Source organism: Bacillus sp. SIMBA_154 (assembly GCF_046536015.1).
In the GTDB taxonomy this organism is placed as follows: domain Bacteria; phylum Bacillota; class Bacilli; order Bacillales; family Bacillaceae; genus Bacillus; species Bacillus pumilus_P.
Window position 1 is genome coordinate 13065 of the sequence record NZ_JAWJBV010000015.1, and the last position, 20387, is coordinate 33451.

Annotated in this window: 25 protein-coding genes; 8 read left to right on the top strand and 17 right to left on the bottom strand. The window is 42.0% G+C overall.

The window, feature by feature from the left end:
- The first annotated feature begins 65 nt into the window (after positions 1-65).
- Positions 66-806: a protein-glutamine gamma-glutamyltransferase gene (locus R0K30_RS16690; protein WP_099727125.1), complete on the top strand. Its 741-nt coding sequence runs from the start codon at positions 66-68 to the stop codon at positions 804-806.
- Between the two features lie 21 nt (positions 807-827).
- Here R0K30_RS16690 and R0K30_RS16695 read toward each other — a convergent pair whose 3' ends face one another.
- The 6 genes from R0K30_RS16695 to R0K30_RS16720 form a co-directional block, all read right to left on the bottom strand.
- Positions 828-1076: a hypothetical protein gene (locus tag R0K30_RS16695; RefSeq protein ID WP_410611836.1), complete on the bottom strand. Its 249-nt coding sequence runs from the start codon at positions 1074-1076 to the stop codon at positions 828-830.
- Positions 1077-1099: 23 nt separating this feature from the next.
- Positions 1100-2131, bottom strand: coding sequence for an NAD(P)H-dependent flavin oxidoreductase (locus tag R0K30_RS16700; protein ID WP_410611783.1), 1032 nt, complete (start codon positions 2129-2131; stop codon positions 1100-1102).
- Positions 2132-2144: 13 nt separating this feature from the next.
- A complete protein-coding gene (locus R0K30_RS16705) occupies positions 2145-2546 on the bottom strand; it encodes a secondary thiamine-phosphate synthase enzyme YjbQ (RefSeq protein ID WP_099727122.1) in 402 nt (133 codons plus the stop codon).
- A 133-nt stretch (positions 2547-2679) separates the two neighbouring features.
- Positions 2680-3972: a hemolysin family protein gene (locus R0K30_RS16710; RefSeq protein ID WP_099727121.1), complete on the bottom strand. Its 1293-nt coding sequence runs from the start codon at positions 3970-3972 to the stop codon at positions 2680-2682.
- A 48-nt stretch (positions 3973-4020) separates the two neighbouring features.
- Positions 4021-4695, bottom strand: a complete 675-nt coding sequence (locus tag R0K30_RS16715; RefSeq protein WP_034317468.1) for a zinc metallopeptidase — start codon at positions 4693-4695, stop codon at positions 4021-4023.
- Between the two features lie 81 nt (positions 4696-4776).
- The gene (locus tag R0K30_RS16720; protein WP_099727120.1) at positions 4777-5001 is read right to left on the bottom strand and encodes a YuzI family membrane protein; all 225 of its coding nucleotides are present in this window, start codon (positions 4999-5001) and stop codon (positions 4777-4779) included.
- A 124-nt stretch (positions 5002-5125) separates the two neighbouring features.
- On the opposite strand from R0K30_RS16720, the gene R0K30_RS16725 reads away from it, so the two are divergent.
- Complete coding sequence (locus R0K30_RS16725; RefSeq protein WP_099727119.1) at positions 5126-6112, top strand: potassium channel family protein; 987 nt, start codon at positions 5126-5128, stop codon at positions 6110-6112.
- Here R0K30_RS16725 and R0K30_RS16730 read toward each other — a convergent pair.
- The 5 genes from R0K30_RS16730 to R0K30_RS16750 form a co-directional block, all read right to left on the bottom strand.
- Entirely contained in the window at positions 6109-6510 is a 402-nt protein-coding gene (locus R0K30_RS16730; protein WP_099727118.1) for a YugN-like family protein, read from the bottom strand. The two genes, R0K30_RS16725 and R0K30_RS16730, sit on opposite strands and share 4 nt — an antisense overlap.
- Positions 6511-6539: 29 nt before the next feature.
- The gene (locus R0K30_RS16735) at positions 6540-6758 is read right to left on the bottom strand and encodes a spore germination protein (protein ID WP_099727117.1); all 219 of its coding nucleotides are present in this window, start codon (positions 6756-6758) and stop codon (positions 6540-6542) included.
- A gap of 116 nt (positions 6759-6874) precedes the next feature.
- The gene (locus tag R0K30_RS16740; protein ID WP_410611788.1) at positions 6875-8230 is read right to left on the bottom strand and encodes a glucose-6-phosphate isomerase; all 1356 of its coding nucleotides are present in this window, start codon (positions 8228-8230) and stop codon (positions 6875-6877) included.
- Between the two features lie 126 nt (positions 8231-8356).
- Entirely contained in the window at positions 8357-9529 is a 1173-nt protein-coding gene (locus R0K30_RS16745; protein ID WP_099727116.1) for an iron-containing alcohol dehydrogenase, read from the bottom strand.
- 321 nt (positions 9530-9850) lie between these two features.
- Positions 9851-11014: an iron-containing alcohol dehydrogenase gene (locus R0K30_RS16750; RefSeq protein WP_410611790.1), complete on the bottom strand. Its 1164-nt coding sequence runs from the start codon at positions 11012-11014 to the stop codon at positions 9851-9853.
- Between the two features lie 144 nt (positions 11015-11158).
- On the opposite strand from R0K30_RS16750, the gene R0K30_RS16755 reads away from it, so the two are divergent.
- A complete protein-coding gene (locus R0K30_RS16755; protein ID WP_003212952.1) occupies positions 11159-11395 on the top strand; it encodes a DUF378 domain-containing protein in 237 nt (78 codons plus the stop codon).
- A 65-nt stretch (positions 11396-11460) separates the two neighbouring features.
- Here R0K30_RS16755 and yugI read toward each other — a convergent pair whose 3' ends face one another.
- From yugI to R0K30_RS16770, 3 genes are all read right to left on the bottom strand, one after another.
- A complete protein-coding gene (yugI, locus tag R0K30_RS16760) occupies positions 11461-11853 on the bottom strand; it encodes a S1 domain-containing post-transcriptional regulator GSP13 (protein ID WP_003213420.1) in 393 nt (130 codons plus the stop codon).
- A gap of 198 nt (positions 11854-12051) precedes the next feature.
- Positions 12052-13245 (bottom strand): aminotransferase, encoded by a 1194-nt coding sequence (locus R0K30_RS16765; RefSeq protein WP_099727113.1) that lies wholly within the window; start codon positions 13243-13245, stop codon positions 12052-12054.
- A complete protein-coding gene (locus R0K30_RS16770; protein WP_410611793.1) occupies positions 13246-13746 on the bottom strand; it encodes an Lrp/AsnC family transcriptional regulator in 501 nt (166 codons plus the stop codon).
- A 177-nt stretch (positions 13747-13923) separates the two neighbouring features.
- Between R0K30_RS16770 and R0K30_RS16775 the strand changes: the two genes are divergently transcribed.
- Positions 13924-14748: an alpha/beta fold hydrolase gene (locus R0K30_RS16775; RefSeq protein WP_099727111.1), complete on the top strand. Its 825-nt coding sequence runs from the start codon at positions 13924-13926 to the stop codon at positions 14746-14748.
- Here R0K30_RS16775 and R0K30_RS16780 read toward each other — a convergent pair.
- Entirely contained in the window at positions 14745-15005 is a 261-nt protein-coding gene (locus R0K30_RS16780; RefSeq protein ID WP_249704929.1) for a DUF1871 family protein, read from the bottom strand. The genes R0K30_RS16775 and R0K30_RS16780 overlap by 4 nt on opposite strands.
- An 83-nt stretch (positions 15006-15088) precedes the next feature.
- Here R0K30_RS16780 and R0K30_RS16785 point away from each other — a divergent pair, with 83 nt between their 5' ends.
- Positions 15089-16264: a MalY/PatB family protein gene (locus tag R0K30_RS16785; RefSeq protein WP_410611796.1), complete on the top strand. Its 1176-nt coding sequence runs from the start codon at positions 15089-15091 to the stop codon at positions 16262-16264.
- A 131-nt stretch (positions 16265-16395) separates the two neighbouring features.
- Positions 16396-17688: an ATP-binding protein gene (locus R0K30_RS16790; RefSeq protein ID WP_410611798.1), complete on the top strand. Its 1293-nt coding sequence runs from the start codon at positions 16396-16398 to the stop codon at positions 17686-17688.
- On the opposite strand, the gene R0K30_RS16795 is transcribed toward R0K30_RS16790, so the two are convergent.
- Positions 17689-17868, bottom strand: coding sequence for a hypothetical protein (locus R0K30_RS16795; protein WP_034317217.1), 180 nt, complete (start codon positions 17866-17868; stop codon positions 17689-17691).
- 90 nt (positions 17869-17958) lie between these two features.
- Here R0K30_RS16795 and kapB point away from each other — a divergent pair, with 90 nt between their 5' ends.
- Positions 17959-18351 carry a kinase-associated lipoprotein KapB gene (gene kapB, locus R0K30_RS16800; protein WP_230030816.1) on the top strand — a complete coding sequence of 131 codons (393 nt, stop codon included), beginning with the start codon at positions 17959-17961 and terminating at the stop codon, positions 18349-18351.
- Here kapB and kapD read toward each other — a convergent pair.
- Positions 18348-18965 (bottom strand): 3'-5' exonuclease KapD, encoded by a 618-nt coding sequence (gene kapD / locus R0K30_RS16805; RefSeq protein WP_099727106.1) that lies wholly within the window; start codon positions 18963-18965, stop codon positions 18348-18350. The genes kapB and kapD overlap by 4 nt on opposite strands.
- A gap of 218 nt (positions 18966-19183) precedes the next feature.
- Here kapD and R0K30_RS16810 point away from each other — a divergent pair, with 218 nt between their 5' ends.
- The gene (locus R0K30_RS16810; protein WP_410611838.1) at positions 19184-20362 is read left to right on the top strand and encodes an MFS transporter; all 1179 of its coding nucleotides are present in this window, start codon (positions 19184-19186) and stop codon (positions 20360-20362) included.
- The last annotated feature ends 25 nt before the right edge of the window (positions 20363-20387 follow it).

The following is a 20387-nucleotide window of genomic DNA, read 5'->3' on the forward strand; positions in this document are numbered from 1 at the left end:
TTTCACTAATTGATTCCTTGCCCAAGCATCGCGCATACGCTAATACAAAAGGGGGCGATTTTCATATGATTATCCTTTCAGGACAGCCAGTGACAAATGATCAGCTGGCATCGTTTCAGCTAGAGGGACAAAAGCGAATCATTTTGATGCAGTTACAAGCTTCAAATGATACGTTCCGCTATAGGCAAGCATCAGATTTGTTATTTGAGGTGACCTTAAGATCGAACATTATGAATGCCGCAAGAGATTTGCATAAAAGTGGTGCCTCATTTGCCGTCTTTCAAAGGTCTCGTGCAAATGACGCATTTTGGCGTGTATCAGAGGCAGGAGCACTAGAACTGCGCTATCAAGTTGAACCATCTAGAGGGATCAAAGACATTTTTGAAAATGGCTCAAAATATGCGTTTGAATGTGCAACGGCGATAGTCATTGTATTTTATATGGGGGTCCTGCAAACGGTAGGAGACGAGAAGTTCAATCGAAGGCTTCGAAGTTTAACACTGTATGACTGGCATTATGATACATTGTCGATTTATACAGAACGTGGAAATGACTTTATTTACGGAGATTGTTTATATTTCGAGAATCCGGAGTTTAGCTATCAGCAGTCACAATGGCGCGGGGAAAATGTCATTTACTTAGGAGAAGATCAATATTACGGACATGGGCTTGGCATTTTAACAGCAGCAGAAATGATCGACAAATTAAACAACAGAAGGCGGCCAGGTGCTGTTCAATCCGCTTATTTATTGCCGCAGACCACCCGGATGGATGTCATTTATCTCAGGCAAATGTTCGGCAGCTAAAAAAGGCCTCTTGTCTATTGGTTATGACAAGGGGCCTTTGTATGCCTTGCGTTTGCGATAATCTTGGAGCGTGCCAAGCATCGTGTTCGCAAGGATCTCCATTTCTTCTAGATCGTTTCTTGTGACCGGAGGGTCGTGGCGGCTCCATTTCACGTAACGAACAAAATAGTAATGACGAATGGGGGTAAGGACGGCAGGAGAGTGCGGAAAATCATCAAATACAAATTCGATTTGTCCTTTTTTCCGGTACGAATGTTTTAAGATGTCTATCCTGTCACACCCCCCTCATGAATTTATGTCTGCGTGAGTTCGTGCATGATGTCTTCAACGGTTAAAATTGAATGAATGCGGCCAACGCCCTGTCCTGCCCAAAGAGCCATTTGCTCAGGGTTTCCCGCAGCGGCTGCCGCTTTTCGCATAGGCGTTGTCCATCCATGCTGTACTGGATAGGGAAGAACCTTATCTTCATGCGGCTTTTCTGCCTCCATCCACTGATTCACAATGCCTCTTGCTCTTTTCCCAGAAAAAAGCCTTGTGACCTTTGTTTCACTGCCTTCTGCCTGTAAAATGGCCTTTTTGTACACTTCCGCTGCAGCGCTTTCCTGACTGGCTAAAAATCGTGTACCGATTTGAACGGCATCCGCTCCAAGCTCCAGGGCTGCTTTCACACCTGCTCGATTCGTGATGCCCCCTGCGGCGATCAAAGGCACATGACATATCTGTTTGACGTCAGAAATCAGACTGATCAATCCCTGCAAGGCATCTCCTTTTGATGGTAAAAAGGTGCCGCGGTGTCCCCCTGCTTCACTTCCTTGCAGGACAATGGCATCCATTCCTTTTTCCTCTAAAAGCAGTGCTTCCTCTTTTGTTGTGGCCGTTCCGATTAAAAAGATCCCCTTTTGTTTTAAGCGATGAATCGTTTGTTCATCTGGACAGGCGAATGTAAATGAAAGGATTGGCACATCTTCTTCTTGAAGAATGTTGATTTTCTGTTCAAAATCACCCCATAATTCCTCTTCGCTAGGCATCATATGCGTTTTTGGTAATACAGGCAGCCGCTTTTTCCAAAATGCCACATCCTCTTGTTTTATATCTGGAATTGGTTCTGGCACAAAGACATTGACCTGAAATGGACGGGATGTGAGCTGTTTGACCTGTCTGATTTGCTGTCTCATGTTTTCAGGCTGCACATAACCACTTGCTAAGCTGCCAAGCCCCCCATACTGCGAAACAGCTGCTGCGAGCTGTGGCGTCACGGCGCCTCCTGCCATTGGCGCCTGGATGATCCCATGTTTGATTTGAAGTAACGCTGTGAATTCCCCCATCTATTTCCCCACCTCACTTGTTTGATGACACCTGAACATAAAAATGCCGATGCCTTGGCCCGTCAAACTCACAGAAATATATTCCCTGCCATGTTCCAAGCACAAGATCACCGTAATTGATGAGAACATGCTGAGATGCGCCCATATAACTGGCTTTCATGTGTGCTGCTGTATTTCCTTCCATGTGCCGATCCTTTGGATGTTCCCACGGAAAGACTTCGTCAAGCCGGCGCAGCATATCTCGTTTGACATCTGGGTCCGCATTTTCATTAATAGTGATCCCTGCTGTCGTATGTGGACAATAGACAATGACGGTTCCGTTTTGGATGCCGGTTTCCCGGACATATTGATGGACTTCGTGCGTGACGTCTATCATGTCATCGCGTCTGTCTGTTTGTAAATCGATTTTTTTCATATGAGCTGCTCCTTTTTGTCATTTCTATAAAACCATACCCTTTTTATGTGAAACAAATCTCTGACAATAGGCAGACGATCCCCTCACCTAAAGTTTACCAAGCAAAAAAACCTCGTCAAGAGCTCCGAGGTTTTTAGAAAAAGTGAATCTTTTTTATTTCAATGGTACGAATATGATGGTCTTCTGCCTCTAAGATTTTAAATTCACAGCCTTCTGCTTCAATCGTATCTCCAATCTCAATATCGAATTTATGCGTCATCATCCAGCCAGCAATCGTATCGACATCATCATTTTCAATGGCTAAATCCAATAAATCGTTTACTTCATCAATCAAGGCTTTCCCATCCATCACATAGTGGAAGTCCCCTTTTTTGACAATATGCGGAGTCTCATCCTGGTCATATTCGTCCCGAATCTCTCCCACAATTTCCTCTAATATGTCTTCTACTGTGACGAGTCCCGCTGTTCCGCCGTATTCGTCTACAAGCATCGACATATGGATCCGTTCCTTTTGCATCAAAATAAGCAATTCTTGAACAGGGGTACTTTCAATCACCCGAATCACCGGACGCATTAAGTCTTCAATGGAAACCTCTTGATTCAGGAAGCTTGCTTTAAATACATCTTTGCTGTTGATGACACCAATCACGTGATCTTTGTCTTCTTTGATGACAGGATAGCGTGTGTACCTTTCGTTCAGCATATAATGCGTGATATCCTCAAGCGTCTGCTCAATGTCGATGGCTGAGATTTCTGTGCGAGGAATCATGATCTCTCTCGCCACTCGGTTATCAAATTCAAATATTTTATTCACATATTTATATTCAGATTGGTTGATCTCGCCCTTCTCGTAGCTTTCAGATAAAATGAGACGCAATTCTTCCTCACTAATCGCCACTTCATGTTCTTTGACAGAATGAAAACCAAATAATTTCACAATGCCTCGCGCAGCCCCATTTAATGCTTTAATAAACGGGTACATGACTTTATAGAAAAAAATCAGTGGTTTTGCTGTCACAAGACTGACGGCCTCTGCCTTTTGAATGGCAATCGTTTTAGGCGCCAGTTCTCCAACGACGACATGTAAAAACGTAATGATCACAAATGCGATGATAAACGATAAGATGTCTGTCAATGCGGAATGAAGCTCTAATTTTTCAAAAAGCGGATGCAGGAAATGCTCCACCGTCGGCTCTCCTAACCACCCTAAGCCTAATGCAGTGATGGTAATCCCCAGCTGACAAGCGGATAAATATTCGTCGAGATTTGAAATGAGTTTTTGAACATGGATGGCTCTCTTATCACCGCTTTCGATCAGCTGATTGATTTTGGAGCCTCTAATTTTCACAATCGCAAATTCAGTGACAACAAAAAATGCTGTCGCAGCAATGAGTAATATGACTAAAAATACGTTTAAAATGTACAAAAAAACCCTTACCTAACATTGGTAAGGGCTCACCTCCTCTGGCGTCAATTAATCATTACGGCCATTTAGGAAGATCATTACAAAACGAAGCAATTCAAACAGGGAGACAAGAGCTGCTGCTACGTACGTTAGAGCTGCAGCATTTAATACCTTGTTCACACCTCTTTCTTCACTGCTTCTAATGATTCCTTCTGAAACAATGATATCTTTTGCACGAGAACTTGCATTAAACTCGACAGGCAATGTGACAAGCTGAAAGAACACAGCCGCTGAAAACAAAATGATCCCAAGCCCGATTAAGTTAAGGCTGCCTAGCAATAATCCACCCAGAAATAAAAGCGGGGCAACACCAGATGCAAAGTTCACGACAGGGAATATCTTATGTCTCAAGACAAGCGCACCATAGGATTCCTGATGCTGCAAGGCATGTCCGACCTCGTGTGATGCGACTGAAATGGCCGAAATCGAATGGCCGTAGTACACTGGTTCAGATAAACGAACCACACGCTGCGTCGGGTCGTAATGATCAGTCAAAGTTCCTCTTACCGGTTCAACAGGCACGTCGTATAACCCGTTGCGATCTAAAATATATCGAGCGGTTTCAGCGCCTGTTTTCATACTGGCTGCCTCGACCTTTGAATACTTTTCAAAATTATTCTTCACTTTAAATTGTGCCCAAAATGACAATCCCAATGCGGCAAATGTTAAAAAATAAAAAAACAGCATGCTCATCAGCTTCCTTTTTATTTTATATATTTATTTACAATTTTAATGACTTTTATGTAACGTGTACAGCAAAAAGCACTAGGTCTTTTTAAGGGGGAGGACAGCGCCAATGAAAAAGAAGAACACACCTAAGCATGCTGTATAAAAGGTCACCGTTCCGTATAGGTCTTGAAAAAAACGCAGCCACGAGAAATCATTCATGAAATGATTCACAGCATTTAAGTCAAACACAAGCAAGATCACAGCAGATGACAAAAAGTGGGCGCCGATAAAAAGAAGTACGGTCTTTTGAACGAACGACATTCGAATCCCTCCTTCTCCTCTCTTATTTTAAGATATGGGATCTATTTCAATACATGACGAAGATGAAAAAATGTTCCTCAATCGGGCATACTGACATTAGCAGTCTCCTGAAAGGAAGAGTCCGATGAAATCAAACCGTATCTTTATCGCTTGGCTAAGGTGGCCTCTTTATCTTCGCATTGCCATCATCATTTGTTTCATACTTCTCTTTTTTGGTCAATTAATCGTTTTAGTTGAACCAAAGCAGTACCATACGATCTTTGATGGGATCTGGTGGGCGCTCATTACTATCTCTACTGTTGGATACGGTGATTTTGTGCCGCAAACCATGCCTGGACAAGTGGCTGGTATGGCTCTCATTTTTATCGGTGCAAGCTTTGTCACGGCTTACTTCGCCACGCTTGCTGCCGCTGTGTTTAGCAAGCAGCACCATTATGTAGAGGGGAAAGTTACTTTTAAGGGAAAAGGGCACCTGATTATCGTCGGCTGGAATGAGAAAACGAGCAAACTGCTTCAATCGTTTCAAACGATTGATCCAGCCATGCCGATTGTACTGATTGATGACTCCTTGAAGGAAGGGCCTCTTTTAGAAAATGTTCATTTTATTAAAGGACATGGTACGGAAGATGTCACACTTCGCAAAGCCAATATTACAGGCGCAGATACACTCATGATTACCGCAGATCAGCATGAAAATGAATTGACAGCCGATATGCAGAGTGTCTTAACATTGCTCGCAGCAAAAGGATTAAATCCTTCGTTATACTGCCTAATTGAGATTTTAACAGATCGTTACGTGAAAAATGCCGAGCGTGCTGGAGCCAATCAAGTCATCCATACATCTGATGCTGTGAATCATTTAATGGTCGAACATTTTCTTTTAAAGGAACAGCTCATGACGTTAAAGAAAAAACGAAATATGACACTGCATAAACATGTCACCATCATTCCTGTACCAGCTTCATTAGCGGGAGAAACGTTCTTAACAGTGCTCCATCACTTTCTAGAGCATCATGTGATCATCGTAGGCGTACAAAAAAAAGAAGGACCCATGATGAATCCTCCCTTTGGATATGAGCTTCATCCAGAGGATGAGCTGATCAGCCTTTAAAGCAGTGCATCTTCTAATTCCTTGACGAGTGAAAAGCCAACTTCGGTATAAGCTTTAGACACATCTCCATCTTTCTCTTTTGGTTCTTGGAATTGGTTAAAGGATGCTCCCACATTTCCAACCATCGCATGGTCATCTAATTTGTCTTGATATACATGCTTTAAGAGAAATGGATGTCCCACTTTCACCACAACACCTGGCTGATCCAGCTGTCCTTTCTCGGCTGTAAAAGGAACTCTGAGAAAGGTATAGCCATCACGGTTATCAATTTTATAATCAAAATACCCGTGATCATAATCCCAATTGCCATTAATGACGTAGCCGAGCGGCTTCATGGTTTCTTCCAAATGATATAGTGAAAAGCTTTCACCAGTCAGCCTGGATGGTACATGAATCATACGAAACCCTCCTTTTTGCTTAGGGTTCGTTAAAGAGAGGAATTCATGCATCTTCCTTTCGTCATTTGCACATTGTTTGTAAAAGCGGCATCGAATAAGCTTTGATTGAAAGATGGATTGGTCTCATTCGCACTGCCAGCGCCTTCTGTATCCTTCACAGCACTCATCGGACAAATGCGTCCAACATTGCCAAAGTTGACGATCGCCTGACCAGAAATATCGTGAATATAAATATGATTCGTTCTCATCGATTCTTCACTCTCCTCCACTCATTATTCTATGTACAAAGCATGGGGAAGCTTACACATGAACCATAAGAAAACAAAAAAGGCACACCTTTATCAAAAGGTGTCCCTTGTCGTTCTTATGATTGTTTTAGACGACTTTCAAGCTCTGCCTTTTTCTCTTCGAAGCCCGGTTTTCCTAATAAAGCAAACATATTCACTTTATAAGCTTCTACACCAGGCTGATCGAATGGGTTGACGCCTAGTAAATAACCAGACATCGCACATGCTTTCTCGAAGAAGTACACGAGATATCCGAATGTATAAGCATCCATCTCAGGAATGGTGACAATCAGGTTCGGTACTTTCCCATCAGTATGGGCAAGCATTGTCCCTTCAAATGCTTTTTTATTGACGAAATCGACCGTTTTTCCTGCTAGATAGTTTAAGCCATCAAGGTCTTGTTCTTCTGTTTCAATTACAAGCTCATGTCGAGGCTTGTCTACATTCACGATTGTTTCAAACAAGTCTCTTCTTCCCTCTTGCACATATTGACCAAGTGAATGAAGATCGGTTGAGAAGTTGGCAGAAGAAGGATAGATCCCTTTTTCATCTTTCCCTTCACTTTCGCCGAATAATTGCTTCCACCATTCTGCGAAATATTGTAGGCCTGGCTCATAGTTAATCAGCATTTCAATTGTTCTGCCTTTATTGTAAAGGACATTACGGACTACAGCATATTGATAAGCCGCATTTTCTGACAGCTCAGATGAAGCGAAGTCTTCGCTTGCTTTCGCAGCACCTTCCATCATTTGATCAATGTCTGCTCCACTCACAGCGATTGGCAATAGACCAACTGCCGTTAAAACGGAATAACGCCCACCTACATCATCAGGGATGATAAATGATTCATAGCCTTCTTCGTTTGCTAATGTTTTGAGTGCCCCGCGTGCTTTGTCAGTTGTCGCATAAATACGTTTTTTCGCTTCTTCAGCACCATATTTCTCAATGAGGAGCTTTTTAAAGATGCGGAACGCAATGGCTGGCTCTGTTGTTGTTCCAGATTTTGAGATTACGTTAACGGAGAAGTCTGCATCTTCCAGCAGATCCATCACATCTGTTAAATAAGAAGAACTGATGTTGTTACCAATGAAAATGATTTGCGGTGTCTTGCGTTTGCCTTTTGGTAAAGTGTTATAGAAAGAATGGTTCAAAAATTCAATCGCCGCACGTGCGCCAAGATAAGAGCCGCCGATTCCTACAACGAGTAAAACATCAGAATCAGACTTAATCTTTTCTGCACTTTTTTTAATACAGGCAAATTCTTCGCGATCATATTGCTTAGGCAAGTCAACCCAGCCTAAATAATCACTGCCTGCACCCGTTTGCTCATGAATATTATGATGGGCTACCTTCACAAAATCTTTTAAATATGTAAGCTCATGTTCTTGAAAGAAAGGTAACGCTTTCGAGTAGTCAAATTGAATATGTGTCATCGCTTGTAAGCCCTCCATTACGTTAGTTCTGTCTCTTTCACTTTAGCGGAACTAGCTATTGAAATCAAGTGATCGTCACTGGTGCAGCAAAAAGCCGCTGCTCATGAAGAGAAGCGGCAATCCGAATTATAAAGAGGCTTTCAAAATAGATAGAATGTCATCACGGTTTAATTTCATAAAGTTACCAAAACCACCGTATTCCATTTCTTTCGCTGCAATGTCGGCAATTGTGTCTAGTTGCTCTTCACCAATGTCATAATCAGCTAAACGGCTTGGTGCACCTAGGCTTGTCCAGAAGGCTGACAGCTTATCGATTCCTTCTAATGCGATGTCACGATCTGATTTTCCTTCTGTCTCGATGTCAAACATGCTCAGCATGAGATGTTTAAAACGTTCCACATTATGATCGAGTGTATGGCGCATCCAATTTGGGAAGAGGATCGCAAGTCCACCTGCATGCGGAATGTCATAAACAGCCGATACAGCATGCTCAATCGTATGAGACGCCCAGTCGCCAAAGTAGCCCATTTGCAGCGTACCATTTAAAGCAATGGTTCCTGCATAAAGAATGGTTTCGCGATGCTCATAGTTTTGTAAGTCTTCAAGCAGTTTTGGTGCTGTCTCGATCACCGTTTGAAGAACAGCAAAACACATCCGATCCTGTAAAGGTGTGTTTTTTACATTATGGAAGTATTGCTCGAAGACATGGCTCATCATATCGACCATTCCATAAACAGTCTGGTTTTCTGGGACAGAATACGTATGCTCAGGGTCTAGAATAGAAAAGGCAGGGTGAGTTACTGAACTGCCCCACACATATTTTTCATTCGTTTCCCAGTTTGTGATCACAGAGTCTGGGTTCATTTCTGAACCTGTCGCCGCAAGCGTCAGCACTGTGCCAAACGGCAATGCTTTTTGAGCAGTTGTTTTCTTTGAGATAATATCCCAAACATCACCTTCATACTCTGCTCCAGCTGCAATCGCTTTTGTACAATCGATGACACTTCCGCCTCCAACTGCTAATAAGAAATCAATTTTTTCCTTTTGGCAAATGTCGATTCCCTTTTTCACTGTTGTGAGGCGAGGGTTCGGTTCAACGCCAGACAGCTCAAATACTTCAGCTTCTGCTTCATTTAACGCGCTGATGACATTGTCATAAAGACCATTTTTCTTAATACTGCCTCCGCCATATACAAGTAACACTCGTTTCCCATAACGAGCAAGTTCGCTTTTGAGTCCTTCTAGTTGTCCTTTTCCAAACATTAATTTCGTTGGATTATAGTAAATAAAGTTCTCCATCTATTACAACATCTCCTTATGACGAATATATCCAAAAACATGAAAGACTACTGTAACATAAGTACACGTCGAACTCAAAAAAAGATAACTGCTCGAAAGCAGCTATCTTAGATTGCTGACAAAGGGCTAAAATGAAGTTTATTTTAGTCCTTTGTCTTCTTTTCAGCGTGATAGAAAACCTTTGCAGTCTAGGAAGAACGAGCACTGGCGCGGAGCGAATTTGACATTCGTGAGCACCAGCGCGCAGGACTGACAACGAATGCGAGGGTTTGTCTACACGCTGAGATAACTGCTCGTAAGCAGCTATCTTTTGTTGTTCGATTATAAAGAAGCGTTCAAAATGGCTAGTACATCTTCTTTGTTTAGCTTTTTAAATTGACCAAATTCACCGCGTGCCATTGCACGGTCTGCAATTAAATCAATTTTCTCATCGTTGATATCATAATCAGCTAAACGGCTTGGTGCACCTAGGCTCGTCCAGAAAGCAGACAGTTTTTCGATACCTTCTAAGCCTACTTCTTCGTCTGTTTTGCCCGCAGGGTCCACATCGAATACACGCACCGCTAATTGCTTAAAGCGGGCTGGATTTTCTTGAATGACATGCTTCATCCAGTTCGGGAACAAGATCGCAAGTCCGCCTGCATGAGGAATATCATAGACAGCAGATACTGCATGCTCAATATTGTGAGATGCCCAGTCACCACGTGCGCCCATTGAAAGCATTCCATTTAGTGCAATTGTACCAGTGAATAAGATGGTTTCACGCAGCTCATAGTTCTCTAGATCGTTGATCAACTTCGGCGCCGTTTCAATGACGGTACGTAGAAGTCCTTCACACAGACGATCTTGATAAGGTGTATTTTCAGTGTGATGGAAATATTGTTCAAACACGTGTGACATCATGTCGACCATTCCATAAATCGTGTGATTTTTCGGAACAGTGAATGTGTTTACTGGATCAAGAATAGAGAATTTAGGGAAGACTGCTGGACTGCCCCAGCCATATTTCTCATTTGTTTCCCAGTTTGTGATGACGGATCCAGAGTTCATTTCAGAGCCTGTTGCGGCAAGTGTTAAAACCGTACCGAATGGGATGGCTTCCATTGGGACATGCTTTCGAGTGACGATATCCCAAGCATCTCCATCGTACTTCGCACCAGCTGCGATCGCTTTCGTTGCATCAATGACACTTCCGCCGCCGACTGCCAAAATAAAATCAACTTGGTTCTCTTTGCAAAGCTCAACCCCTTTTCTTACAGTTGTTAAGCGCGGGTTCGGCTCAACCCCAGCAAGTTCAGTGATTGCAGCTCCTGATTCTTTTAAAATGCTGACAACTTGATCATAAAGGCCGTTTCGTTTAATACTGCCTCCACCATATACGAGCAATACGTTTTTTCCGTAGTGTTTGAGTTCATCTGAAAGGGCTGAAACTTCTCCCTTTCCAAACATTAATTTCGTTGGGTTCCAATAAGTAAATCGATCCATGTGATCTCCTCCTCGCGCTACATTATGCGCCTCAATCATTCCAAAAGTAAAGTAATTTGCTTTAATCCATTTTCTTACGCATAGTTTGGCTAAAAATCTGCAAAATATAAATGTATTGATGCTGTAGCGAAAGGAGGAATCACGATGAGTGCTATTCAGCGTATTGCCCTCGTGCTCACGATTATCGGTGCTATTAACTGGGGACTAATCGGCTTTTTTCAATTTGACTTAGTAGCAGCGATCTTTGGCGGACAAGGTTCTGCATTATCACGTATTATTTATGGTCTTGTTGGAATTGCAGGTCTTGTTAACCTTGGTCTGTTGTTCAAGCCAAGCGAAGAAGCTGTTCGCCGTGACGAGCCGAATCCAGAGGTTCGCTAAACAAAAAGACATAAAAAAGGCTGCCCATGAGGCAGCCTAAGGCACCGTTTGAAGCGGTGCTTTTTTTATTTCTTGATTAAGTCTTTACGGTTAGATTGCTCAATCCACTCTTCAAGTTTATCTTTAAGTGTATTGAAACCTTGTGGCGTAGCAGCTTCTTCTTTCACTTGCTGTGGTCTTTGTTTCTTTGGTTTACTTTCTTTTCTTTCAGGTGCTTCTTGTGTAGCACGGATAGAAAGGCTGATTTTACCAGCTTTTTCATCAACAGAAAGAACTTTCACTTGAACTTCGTCACCAATTGAAAGATGCTCGTTGATGTCTTTTACGAAGCCATGCGTTACTTCAGAAATATGCACAAGTCCTTGAGTTTCTTCATCTAATGCAACAAACGCACCATACGCTTGTAATCCTGTTACTTTACCAGTGTAAACACTGCCTACTTCAAACTTTGTCGCCATGATAACAACTCCTAAATAAATGTTTTAATATTCGTTTATACGCAATTAAAAACTATATCATAGAACGGCCAGTTACGCAAAATATTTTTTAAAAGGGTTTAGATGATATCAAAAGGGGGAATACCTGAAAACAAGAATGCTTTCTAGTATTCCCCCCTAATTTGAGAGGCATGAATCCATATGGACTCATGCCTTTTTTTATTTTAAAATGACCGGTGCTTCTTTTTTCACTTGTCTATCCTGCAAGAAGCGCTGGATTCTTGATAGTGATTCCTGAAGATGGTCGAGTGACGAAGCATATGAACAGCGAATATGACCTTCACCGCTTGGACCGAATACATTTCCAGGGACAACTGCTACTTTTTCGCTTAGCAGCAACTCCTCAGCAAATTGTTCTGAGGTCATGCCCGTGCTTTTAATGGATGGGAAAGCGTAAAACGCTCCGTTTGGCTGATGACATGTCAGTCCTAGTTCATTGAGGGAGCCAACAAACAAATTACGGCGTCTTCTGTAGCTTTTCTTCATTTTCTCTACATCTTCAAGTCCATTTTTCAGTGCTTCTTCTGCCGCATATTGTGCCATAGCCGGAGCACACATCATAGAATATTGATGTATTTTCAGCATGGCATCGCGCAGGACAGGTGGTGCTGCCACATATCCTAAGCGCCAGCCTGTCATAGCAAATCCTTTTGAAAAGCCTGAAATCAAGATCGTTCTTTCCTTCATATCTTGAATCGCCGCAACGCTTGTAAAAGCTTCATCGTACGTCAGTTCAGCATAAATTTCATCAGTGATGATTAAAAGGTCATGCTCTTTTGCAAATTGGGCAATATCTTCGAGCTCTTCCTTTGAGTAAACAGATCCTGTTGGATTTGATGGAGAGCACAGTAAAATGGCTTTTGTTTTCGGTGTCAGCTTCGTGCGAAGATCAGCAGAATCTGCTTTGAAATCTTTTTCAGCCGATGTACTTAAATAGACAGGTACTCCGCCTGCAAGTGTCGTAAGTGCCCCGTATGCTACAAAACAAGGCTCTGGAATGATCACTTCATCGCCGCCGTTTAAAATTGCGCGAAAGGCCAAATCAAGAGCCTGGCTTCCGCCTACCGTAATAATGAGTTCTTCTTCAGGACTGTAATCGATGTGAAACCGCTTATATAAATAGTGGCTCAGTTCTTTTCGCAAAGATAACAGACCTGCATTCGCCGTATAAGAGGTAAGCCCTTGTTCTAATGACATAATGCTTGCTTCTCTGACATTCCAAGCTGTCACGAAATCTGGTTCGCCGACACCAAGGGAAATAACCCCTTCCATTGTGGCTGCGAGATCAAAAAATTTCCGAATACCTGACGGCTGAATGCTTTGTACCGTTTCAGATAAATAAGACTTTTTCATTTAAGGAGACACCACGATTCTTTTGTCATCGTCTCCTGTTTCAAACACTTTCCCATCATGTTTATATCTTTTCAAAATGAAGTGGGTAGTTGTTGAAACAACGGAATCAAGTGTCGATAATTTTTCAGATACGAAGCGGGCAATGTCAGACATGGATCTCCCGCGGATCACAACAGATAGATCATATACACCTGACATTAAATACACAGACTCCACTTCCTGAAACCTGTAAATGCGTTCAGCAATTTCATCAAATCCGACACCTCTTTTCGGTGTCACTTTCACATCAATCATGGCTGTGACGCCTTCGTGACCATCCACTTTACGCCAGTCAATCATGGTCGAATAATCAATAATGACTTTTTGATCTTCAAGTTTTTGAATAATGGCTTCGGCTTCTTCTGCTGTCACACCTGCCATTTTCGCAATTGTATTTAAATCGGTGCGGCTGTTTTCATCTAAAATCTCTAATATTTCAGTTTCTTTTTCTGTTAGTTTCATTTGATTTCACACCTCTGATTGTAAAAGCTAGTTTTAAAAAATCTTCTGAACATTATAGCACGTTTTTCCCATTATGCTAAGCAGGGAAAAGATTCTAATCGTAGCTTGAAATCCACTTTTTAGGGTACAATACAGTCACCTAACAGAGAGTGAGTATCAAGTAACGGAGTGATGAGTGTGGACATTGTACAGCCAGCTTATATGAAAAGTAAATTCGGTTTAGATATCTATTACGAACACTATCCAAATGTGGGAAAGAAGACATTGATCTTAATTCACGGTCTCTTCTCTTCTACTTTCAGCTATCGAAAGCTCATCCCGCTTCTGAAACAAGATTTCAATTTAATTGCGATCGATCTGCCTCCATTTGGGCAGTCCGAGAAGTCGAATACCTTTATCTACAGCTATCGCAACATGGGCAAAATCATTATTGAACTAGCAGGTTACTTGCAGATTCAGCATGCGATTCTAGTCGGTCATTCAATGGGCGGACAAATTGCCTTATACGCTGCCTCTGAACGCCCAGACCTATTTGAAAAGGCGGTACTTTTATGCAGCTCAGGGTATTTGAATAAGTCCAAAAGATCGCTTGTTTACAGCACTTATATTCCTTATTTTTATCTATTTCTAAAAAGACAGCTTTTAAAGCAAGGCATTATGAAAAATTTAACCGCTGTTGTGCATGATCATTCGATTATTGATCAAGAGATGGTGGACGGATATTTAAAGCCTTTTTCTGATGATAAAATTTTTAGAGGTCTTTTACGTTTGGTACGGCACCGAGAAGGTGATTTGACGTCAGATGTCCTAAAGAAAATGGAGACACCCGTGCTGCTCATTTGGGGCAAGGAGGATCGGATCGTTCCCATTCAAGTAGGCGAAAGACTGCACAAAGATTTGCCGCACTCGACCTTACATGCATTAAAAAAAACCGGGCACCTCATTCCTGAGGAAAATCCGGTCTTTGTGTCTGATCAAATCGGCAATTTCAGCCTGTCTTAGCGTGAGCAGAAGCTGCTGTCTCTTATGACAAAAAGCTGATTCGCTGTATCTTGACAGCTCTCTATCGGAAGAAGCTGCTCAAATGAGTGGTGGTAAATGGCTTGAATCTCTTTTGCTAAAGATAACGGGTTCTCTGCGTCGTATAATGCACTGATGACGTCAGCAGGCTCCGTTTCATAAAAGTCCTCTCCATAATGAAAAGGGTCCCATGCCTTAATGAATTGAATCATCTCTTCTACAGCTTGACTATCTTTCATGGGTATCACCGCTTATAATAAATTTTGTGATGTTTATTTTAGCACAACCAACAATGGTTGAAAAACGGCTAGAGGTGGTTTTCATGAATTTCGACGAACAGATCATACGTAAAGGTTCAAAATCAGTGAAATGGGATCAAGCAGAGTCTTTGTTCCTCACAACAGATGCACTGCCGATGTGGGTGGCAGATATGGATTTTAAAGCGCCCCAGGTCGTCCTTGATGCATTAAAAGAACGATTAGATCACGGCGTATTTGGCTATGCATTTCAGGATCAGGATACGCAGCAGGCAGTGGCTGACTGGCTCAAAAGAAGACATGGATGGACGATTCAGACAGATGCTGTCACCTTCACACCAGGTATCGTGACGGCACTTAGTTTTGCTGTCCAAGCCTTTACAGCACCGAATGATGAAGTGGTCATTCAGTCTCCAGTGTATACGCCTTTTTATCAAATGATTGAAAGAAATGGACGTACTGTCTCAACCAATCCTTTAAAAATAGAAAACAACCGCTACATGATGGATTTTGATGATTTAGAGAAAAAACTAAGTAGACCACAAGCGAAGCTGATGTTCCTTTGTCATCCGCATAATCCTTCTGGGAGAGCGTGGTCAAAAGACGAATTAAAACGAGTGGGAGACTTATGTGTGCAGCATGGTGTCACAGTCGTTTCAGATGAGATTCATTCTGATCTGATGCTTTCCGGGAAGCCGCATGTGCCTTTCGCTAGTCTTTCTGACAACATAGCAAATATCACAGTGACCTGTATTGCGCCGAGTAAAACATTTAATTTAGCTGGGCTTCAGGCATCTGCCATTATCATTTCTGATGAAGAAAAAAGAACCCTTTTCACCAATGAATTACAAAGAAACGGGCTGGCCAAACTGAATGCATTTGCCATTCCTGCGATGGAAGCGGCATATCGTCTTGGAGATGAATGGCTTGATTCACTTGTTCTTTATCTCGAAAACAATATGAAGATTGCGATGGACTATATTGACGAACATCTTCCGAATATGCGTTATATGAAACCAGATGCTTCTTATTTATTGTGGCTGGACATTCGTGATTATCAATTGACTCAAGCGGAATTGAAACGGAATTTGCTAAAAAAGGGGAAAGTCATACTAGAGCTTGGACACGTGTATGGGCATGAAGGAGACGGCTTTATTCGGATGAATATCGGCTGTCCTGCTCTAACGGTGAAAGAGGGTTTAAAACGCCTTCATCAAGCGTTCACTCTATCAACCACATAAGACCAGTTATCAAAAGAACATCCTAGCGGGTGTTCTTTTTAAAGAAAAAAACCCTCCTTTTATCATATCTACTTTGTACATGAAATGATATAATGAGAGGAATTACAATTATTTACGAGGAGAGCATTTAAATGGAAATGTTCAAGGATTTTCTGCTCCATGTATCTTTTATTCTATTTCCAATCTTTTTATATCATGCGCTATGGCTAAGCCGGACCCCTGCTCATTTCCCAAAAAGGAATAAACTGCTCATCACAATATTTGCATCCATCTCTTCAGCACTATGTATTATGTATCCAGTTGGTTCGATTTTAGATTTGCAGACTGGGCTTCAATCGATTCCCCTTGTACTTGCCATTTTATACGGAGGGTACACTGCTGGAATCGTCGCTATCTTGTTTAGCTCCATTGTCAAATTCGTGATGTATGGCTCTTTCTTATGGGTTGGACTCATCGTTGTACCGATTTACTTTTTCATCCCTTTCCTGTTCTACCGGAAATGGCGTCAATATTCGAAAATGAAAAAGCTGTTATACGGAGTACTCATTGGTCTGTCCAAAGGAATCTTCATTTACATTGGACTGTTTGTGGTCAGCTTAATGGAATACAGCCCAGCTTTTATTATGCAGCAAAAGTTCCTTGAGTTATTTTTCTCAACTCTTTACTACATATTCTTTCTTGTGCTAAGTATCTATTCCATTGAATTCGTCAAAGAAAATGCGCAAATGAGAACACAGCTCGTCCAGTCAGAAAAGCTGACCATTGTAAGTGAACTCGCTGCAAGTGTCGCCCATGAAGTACGCAATCCGCTTACAGTTGTGAGAGGGTTTATTCAATTGCTTTTTTCTAGCGACAATGCAAAAGAACCGTCGACCAATAAAGATTATAAAAACCTCGTTCTGTCCGAGTTAGATCGCGCGCAGGACATTATCACGAGTTATCTTGATATTGCAAAACAAAACTATTATCAAATTGAATCTCTCAATCTGTCTAAATTACTTGAGGAATGTGCATCACTGATGACATCCTATGCGAATTTTAAATCGGTCACGATTCATCAATCCATTGAACCAGACTTATACATTCAAGGTGATGAAACGAAGATCAAGCAAGTCATGATTAATTTAATCAAAAATGCGATTGAAGCAGCCCCCGATCACGAAGGGAAAATTGAACTTTTTGCTTCAAAAGAAAATCATAAAATATGCCTTTATTTCGTTGATAACGGTGTAGGCATGACAGAAAACCAAATGAAAAAGCTTGGCGAACCATATTACACCTTGAAAAATAAAGGGACTGGACTTGGGCTGACAGTGACTTTTTCTATCATAGAAAATCACCATGGAACCATTCGTTTCAAAAGCTCGCTGCAGTCTGGTACAACAGTCACCGTGAAGTTTCCTGAAGACACAAGGAGAAAATGATCAATCCATTTTTTTTGTCCTTTTTTCGTCTATCTGCTCCTGCTTCTTAGACGCACGAACGATCAGACGAAAGCAAATAAATGCAGCAATAAAGAAAAGCACCGTAGTGATTGCCGCTGGGATGTACTCCCTTTTATCTTCAGGAAAATACAGTAGAAAGAGTGCGATGAACGACATCATTCGCCATTCCCCCTTTTGCTCGTTTACTTCACTATATTGGCTAAAAGAAATGAAATACCTTCCCGCGAGAAGGAAATGGAGGAATTTCACATGACAGACATTCAAATTGGACAAGTTGTGAAAGGTTTTTACAAAACAGGTGTTTACGTTGGGGAAGTGACCGCAGTTAAACCATCGACCTATCTCGTGCAAGTAAAAGCGGTTCTGACACATCCCACTCAAGGCGACCTGCATCATCCTAAAGAAGCAGACGTGCCTTTTTTTCAGGAGAGGCGAGCTTTGGCCCATAGAGAACAGACGAATATCCCTCATCATATGGTGAAGCCTTACGATGGCGACATACCCGATTATCAATCGTCACTGAAAGAAGCCGTAGACAAATTGAAAAAAGCGCTTAGTGCGGATGATTCCAAATGGGCTGAAAAATCAAGAGCGTGCCTATCTTCTCTTGAAAAAGATTATTTTCCAGAAGACGCCCGCTAATCAGTCGAATCAAAAAAGTGAGAGAAATCGATGAGTTCACCAATTTTGGTTGTTTGCGGATTTTCCACATAGGCTCTGTCTTTTTCAAAAAGGGTTAACAGCTGATAAGTGGTCATGGCATCATCGAGTGCTTTATGATGCTTACCAGCTCCTTCACTGCCGTACTCCTTTGCCGCTTTTCGCAGCCCTGTAAGTGTTCTATCACCAAAAAAGGTTTTATATTCAAAAGCGAGGTCCCGCAGCTTTCCTTTAAAAGGAAAGGCAATGTGATTGAGCATACAGTTTTGCTTCAATACCTTCATGTCCATATTTCCCCACGTGATAATTTCACAGTCTTCGCCCCCATCAAGTGACACGAGCTTCTCGATAAACGCCTCAAATGAAATCCCGCTCTCTACATCCTGCTGCGTAATTCCGAGAAAAGTTTTACAACGCTTTGTCAGCTTCGGGAACTTTTTCGGTTTGACGTAGCTTGAGAAGGTGTCTATGATCGTTTCACTTGTTGCTTTCACTACCCCAGCTTCAATAATTTCAGGGAAAAAATTTTGTGGATGATATTTTCCATCAGGCATCGTAAATTCAAAATCGACCACAAGCAGCGTCTTCTGTTCCACCAGTCTCACCCCACTTTCTCGTCTGTTTTTCATCCTGATATCATTATATTAAGACGGATCTTGAAATCACTTCATTTTCTTGAAAATAATGCAGATTCACTATGCCCAACCTATTCATCAGATGAAAGATCGTTTATTTTCCTTTATAATTATTAAGGAACACGAAATAAATAAAGAAGGTGGTCTCTATCACAAACAGGAAAAAAAACTTGTACATCATGTGGTTTGTGAACTTTTTTGTATCTGCCAGCATTACAATGATCGTCCCTTTTTTATCACTTTACATAGAATCTCTTGATAGCAGCTATTCGAATGAATTTGTCCAAAGATGGAGCGGCTATGTCTTTGGGGTCACGTTTTTAACGGCCTTTCTGATTTCTCCAATTTGGGGACGGATTGGTGACAGGCACGGCTATAAAAAGATTTTGCTGATTAACGGCATTGGGATTGCCACAAGTATTCTATTAATGGGGCTTGTTCAAACCGTTTATCAGCTATTCGCACTGCGGCTCTTCATGGGGCTTGTAACAGGCTTTATCTCTACTTCAATGGCGCTGATTTCTGCTCAGACTGAAAAGGCAACTGCCGGTAAAACATTAGGAACCATGCAGATGAGTAATGTCGCCGGAGGATTGTTCGGTCCATTAATGGGCGGACTCATGGCAGACAGCGTTGGCTTCATTTATACGTTTTTCTTAACAGCCGCTGTCATTTATGTGTCTGCTTTTGTCATTATCTTCGGTGTGAAGGAACAGCCGATTCGGTCAAAAGAATCAAAGCGCGTTTCTTACTCACGAAAAGATGTCATCGTTCATATTTTCAAACAGCCTTTGCTTGTGGTCACGATGCTTTTAACGTTTATTACGCAAGTGGGGAACTTTAGTATCCAGCCGCTTTTAGCTTTATACATTCATGATTTGCACGGCCCAGTCAATCTCGCCTTTTATGCGGGACTGGCGTTTTCTGCAACAGGACTTGGAAATTTGCTGTTTACGCGAAAATGGGGAGATCTTGGAGATCGAATCGGACACGATAAGGTGCTGCTTGCCCTTCTCATCCTCTCCTCTATTTTATTCATCCCGCAAGCAATGGCGGACTCCTACGTGATGTTAGTCATTTTCCGTTTTCTATACGGGATGGCACTAGGCGGGATTATTCCGTGTACGACGGCGTATATTCGAATCAAAGCACCTGCCTCCATGCAAGGGGAAGTGCTCGGATACAATGTCAGTTTCCGATTTCTCGGGAATGTCGTCGGTCCAGTCATTGGCGGCATTGTAGCGAGCCATTACGGGATTCCAGCTGTCTTTTATGTGACCGCCGTCATTTTTCTTTTTGGCGCGTTATTTTTATGGGGGGTTCGCTCACACTCAAAGGCAAAAGAAAGGAGTGTCTGATCCATCATCAGATACTCTTTTTTCA

What these genes read in the sequence shown, in the direction of transcription:
- R0K30_RS16690 (WP_099727125.1), top strand. Translation starts at nt 66, where the DNA reads ATGATTATCCTTTCAGGACAGCCAGTGACAAATGATCAGCTGGCATCG.
- R0K30_RS16700 (WP_410611783.1), bottom strand. Translation starts at nt 2,131, where the DNA reads ATGGGGGAATTCACAGCGTTACTTCAAATCAAACATGGGATCATCCAG.
- R0K30_RS16705 (WP_099727122.1), bottom strand. Translation starts at nt 2,546, where the DNA reads ATGAAAAAAATCGATTTACAAACAGACAGACGCGATGACATGATAGAC.
- R0K30_RS16720 (WP_099727120.1), bottom strand. Translation starts at nt 5,001, where the DNA reads ATGTCGTTCGTTCAAAAGACCGTACTTCTTTTTATCGGCGCCCACTTT.
- R0K30_RS16725 (WP_099727119.1), top strand. Translation starts at nt 5,126, where the DNA reads ATGAAATCAAACCGTATCTTTATCGCTTGGCTAAGGTGGCCTCTTTAT.
- R0K30_RS16730 (WP_099727118.1), bottom strand. Translation starts at nt 6,510, where the DNA reads ATGATTCATGTACCATCCAGGCTGACTGGTGAAAGCTTTTCACTATAT.
- R0K30_RS16735 (WP_099727117.1), bottom strand. Translation starts at nt 6,758, where the DNA reads ATGAGAACGAATCATATTTATATTCACGATATTTCTGGTCAGGCGATC.
- R0K30_RS16740 (WP_410611788.1), bottom strand. Translation starts at nt 8,230, where the DNA reads ATGACACATATTCAATTTGACTACTCGAAAGCGTTACCTTTCTTTCAA.
- R0K30_RS16745 (WP_099727116.1), bottom strand. Translation starts at nt 9,529, where the DNA reads ATGGAGAACTTTATTTACTATAATCCAACGAAATTAATGTTTGGAAAA.
- R0K30_RS16750 (WP_410611790.1), bottom strand. Translation starts at nt 11,014, where the DNA reads ATGGATCGATTTACTTATTGGAACCCAACGAAATTAATGTTTGGAAAG.
- R0K30_RS16755 (WP_003212952.1), top strand. Translation starts at nt 11,159, where the DNA reads ATGAGTGCTATTCAGCGTATTGCCCTCGTGCTCACGATTATCGGTGCT.
- yugI (WP_003213420.1), bottom strand. Translation starts at nt 11,853, where the DNA reads ATGGCGACAAAGTTTGAAGTAGGCAGTGTTTACACTGGTAAAGTAACA.
- R0K30_RS16765 (WP_099727113.1), bottom strand. Translation starts at nt 13,245, where the DNA reads ATGAAAAAGTCTTATTTATCTGAAACGGTACAAAGCATTCAGCCGTCA.
- R0K30_RS16770 (WP_410611793.1), bottom strand. Translation starts at nt 13,746, where the DNA reads ATGAAACTAACAGAAAAAGAAACTGAAATATTAGAGATTTTAGATGAA.
- R0K30_RS16780 (WP_249704929.1), bottom strand. Translation starts at nt 15,005, where the DNA reads ATGAAAGATAGTCAAGCTGTAGAAGAGATGATTCAATTCATTAAGGCA.
- R0K30_RS16785 (WP_410611796.1), top strand. Translation starts at nt 15,089, where the DNA reads ATGAATTTCGACGAACAGATCATACGTAAAGGTTCAAAATCAGTGAAA.
- R0K30_RS16790 (WP_410611798.1), top strand. Translation starts at nt 16,396, where the DNA reads ATGGAAATGTTCAAGGATTTTCTGCTCCATGTATCTTTTATTCTATTT.
- R0K30_RS16795 (WP_034317217.1), bottom strand. Translation starts at nt 17,868, where the DNA reads ATGATGTCGTTCATCGCACTCTTTCTACTGTATTTTCCTGAAGATAAA.
- kapB (WP_230030816.1), top strand. Translation starts at nt 17,959, where the DNA reads ATGACAGACATTCAAATTGGACAAGTTGTGAAAGGTTTTTACAAAACA.
- R0K30_RS16810 (WP_410611838.1), top strand. Translation starts at nt 19,184, where the DNA reads ATGTGGTTTGTGAACTTTTTTGTATCTGCCAGCATTACAATGATCGTC.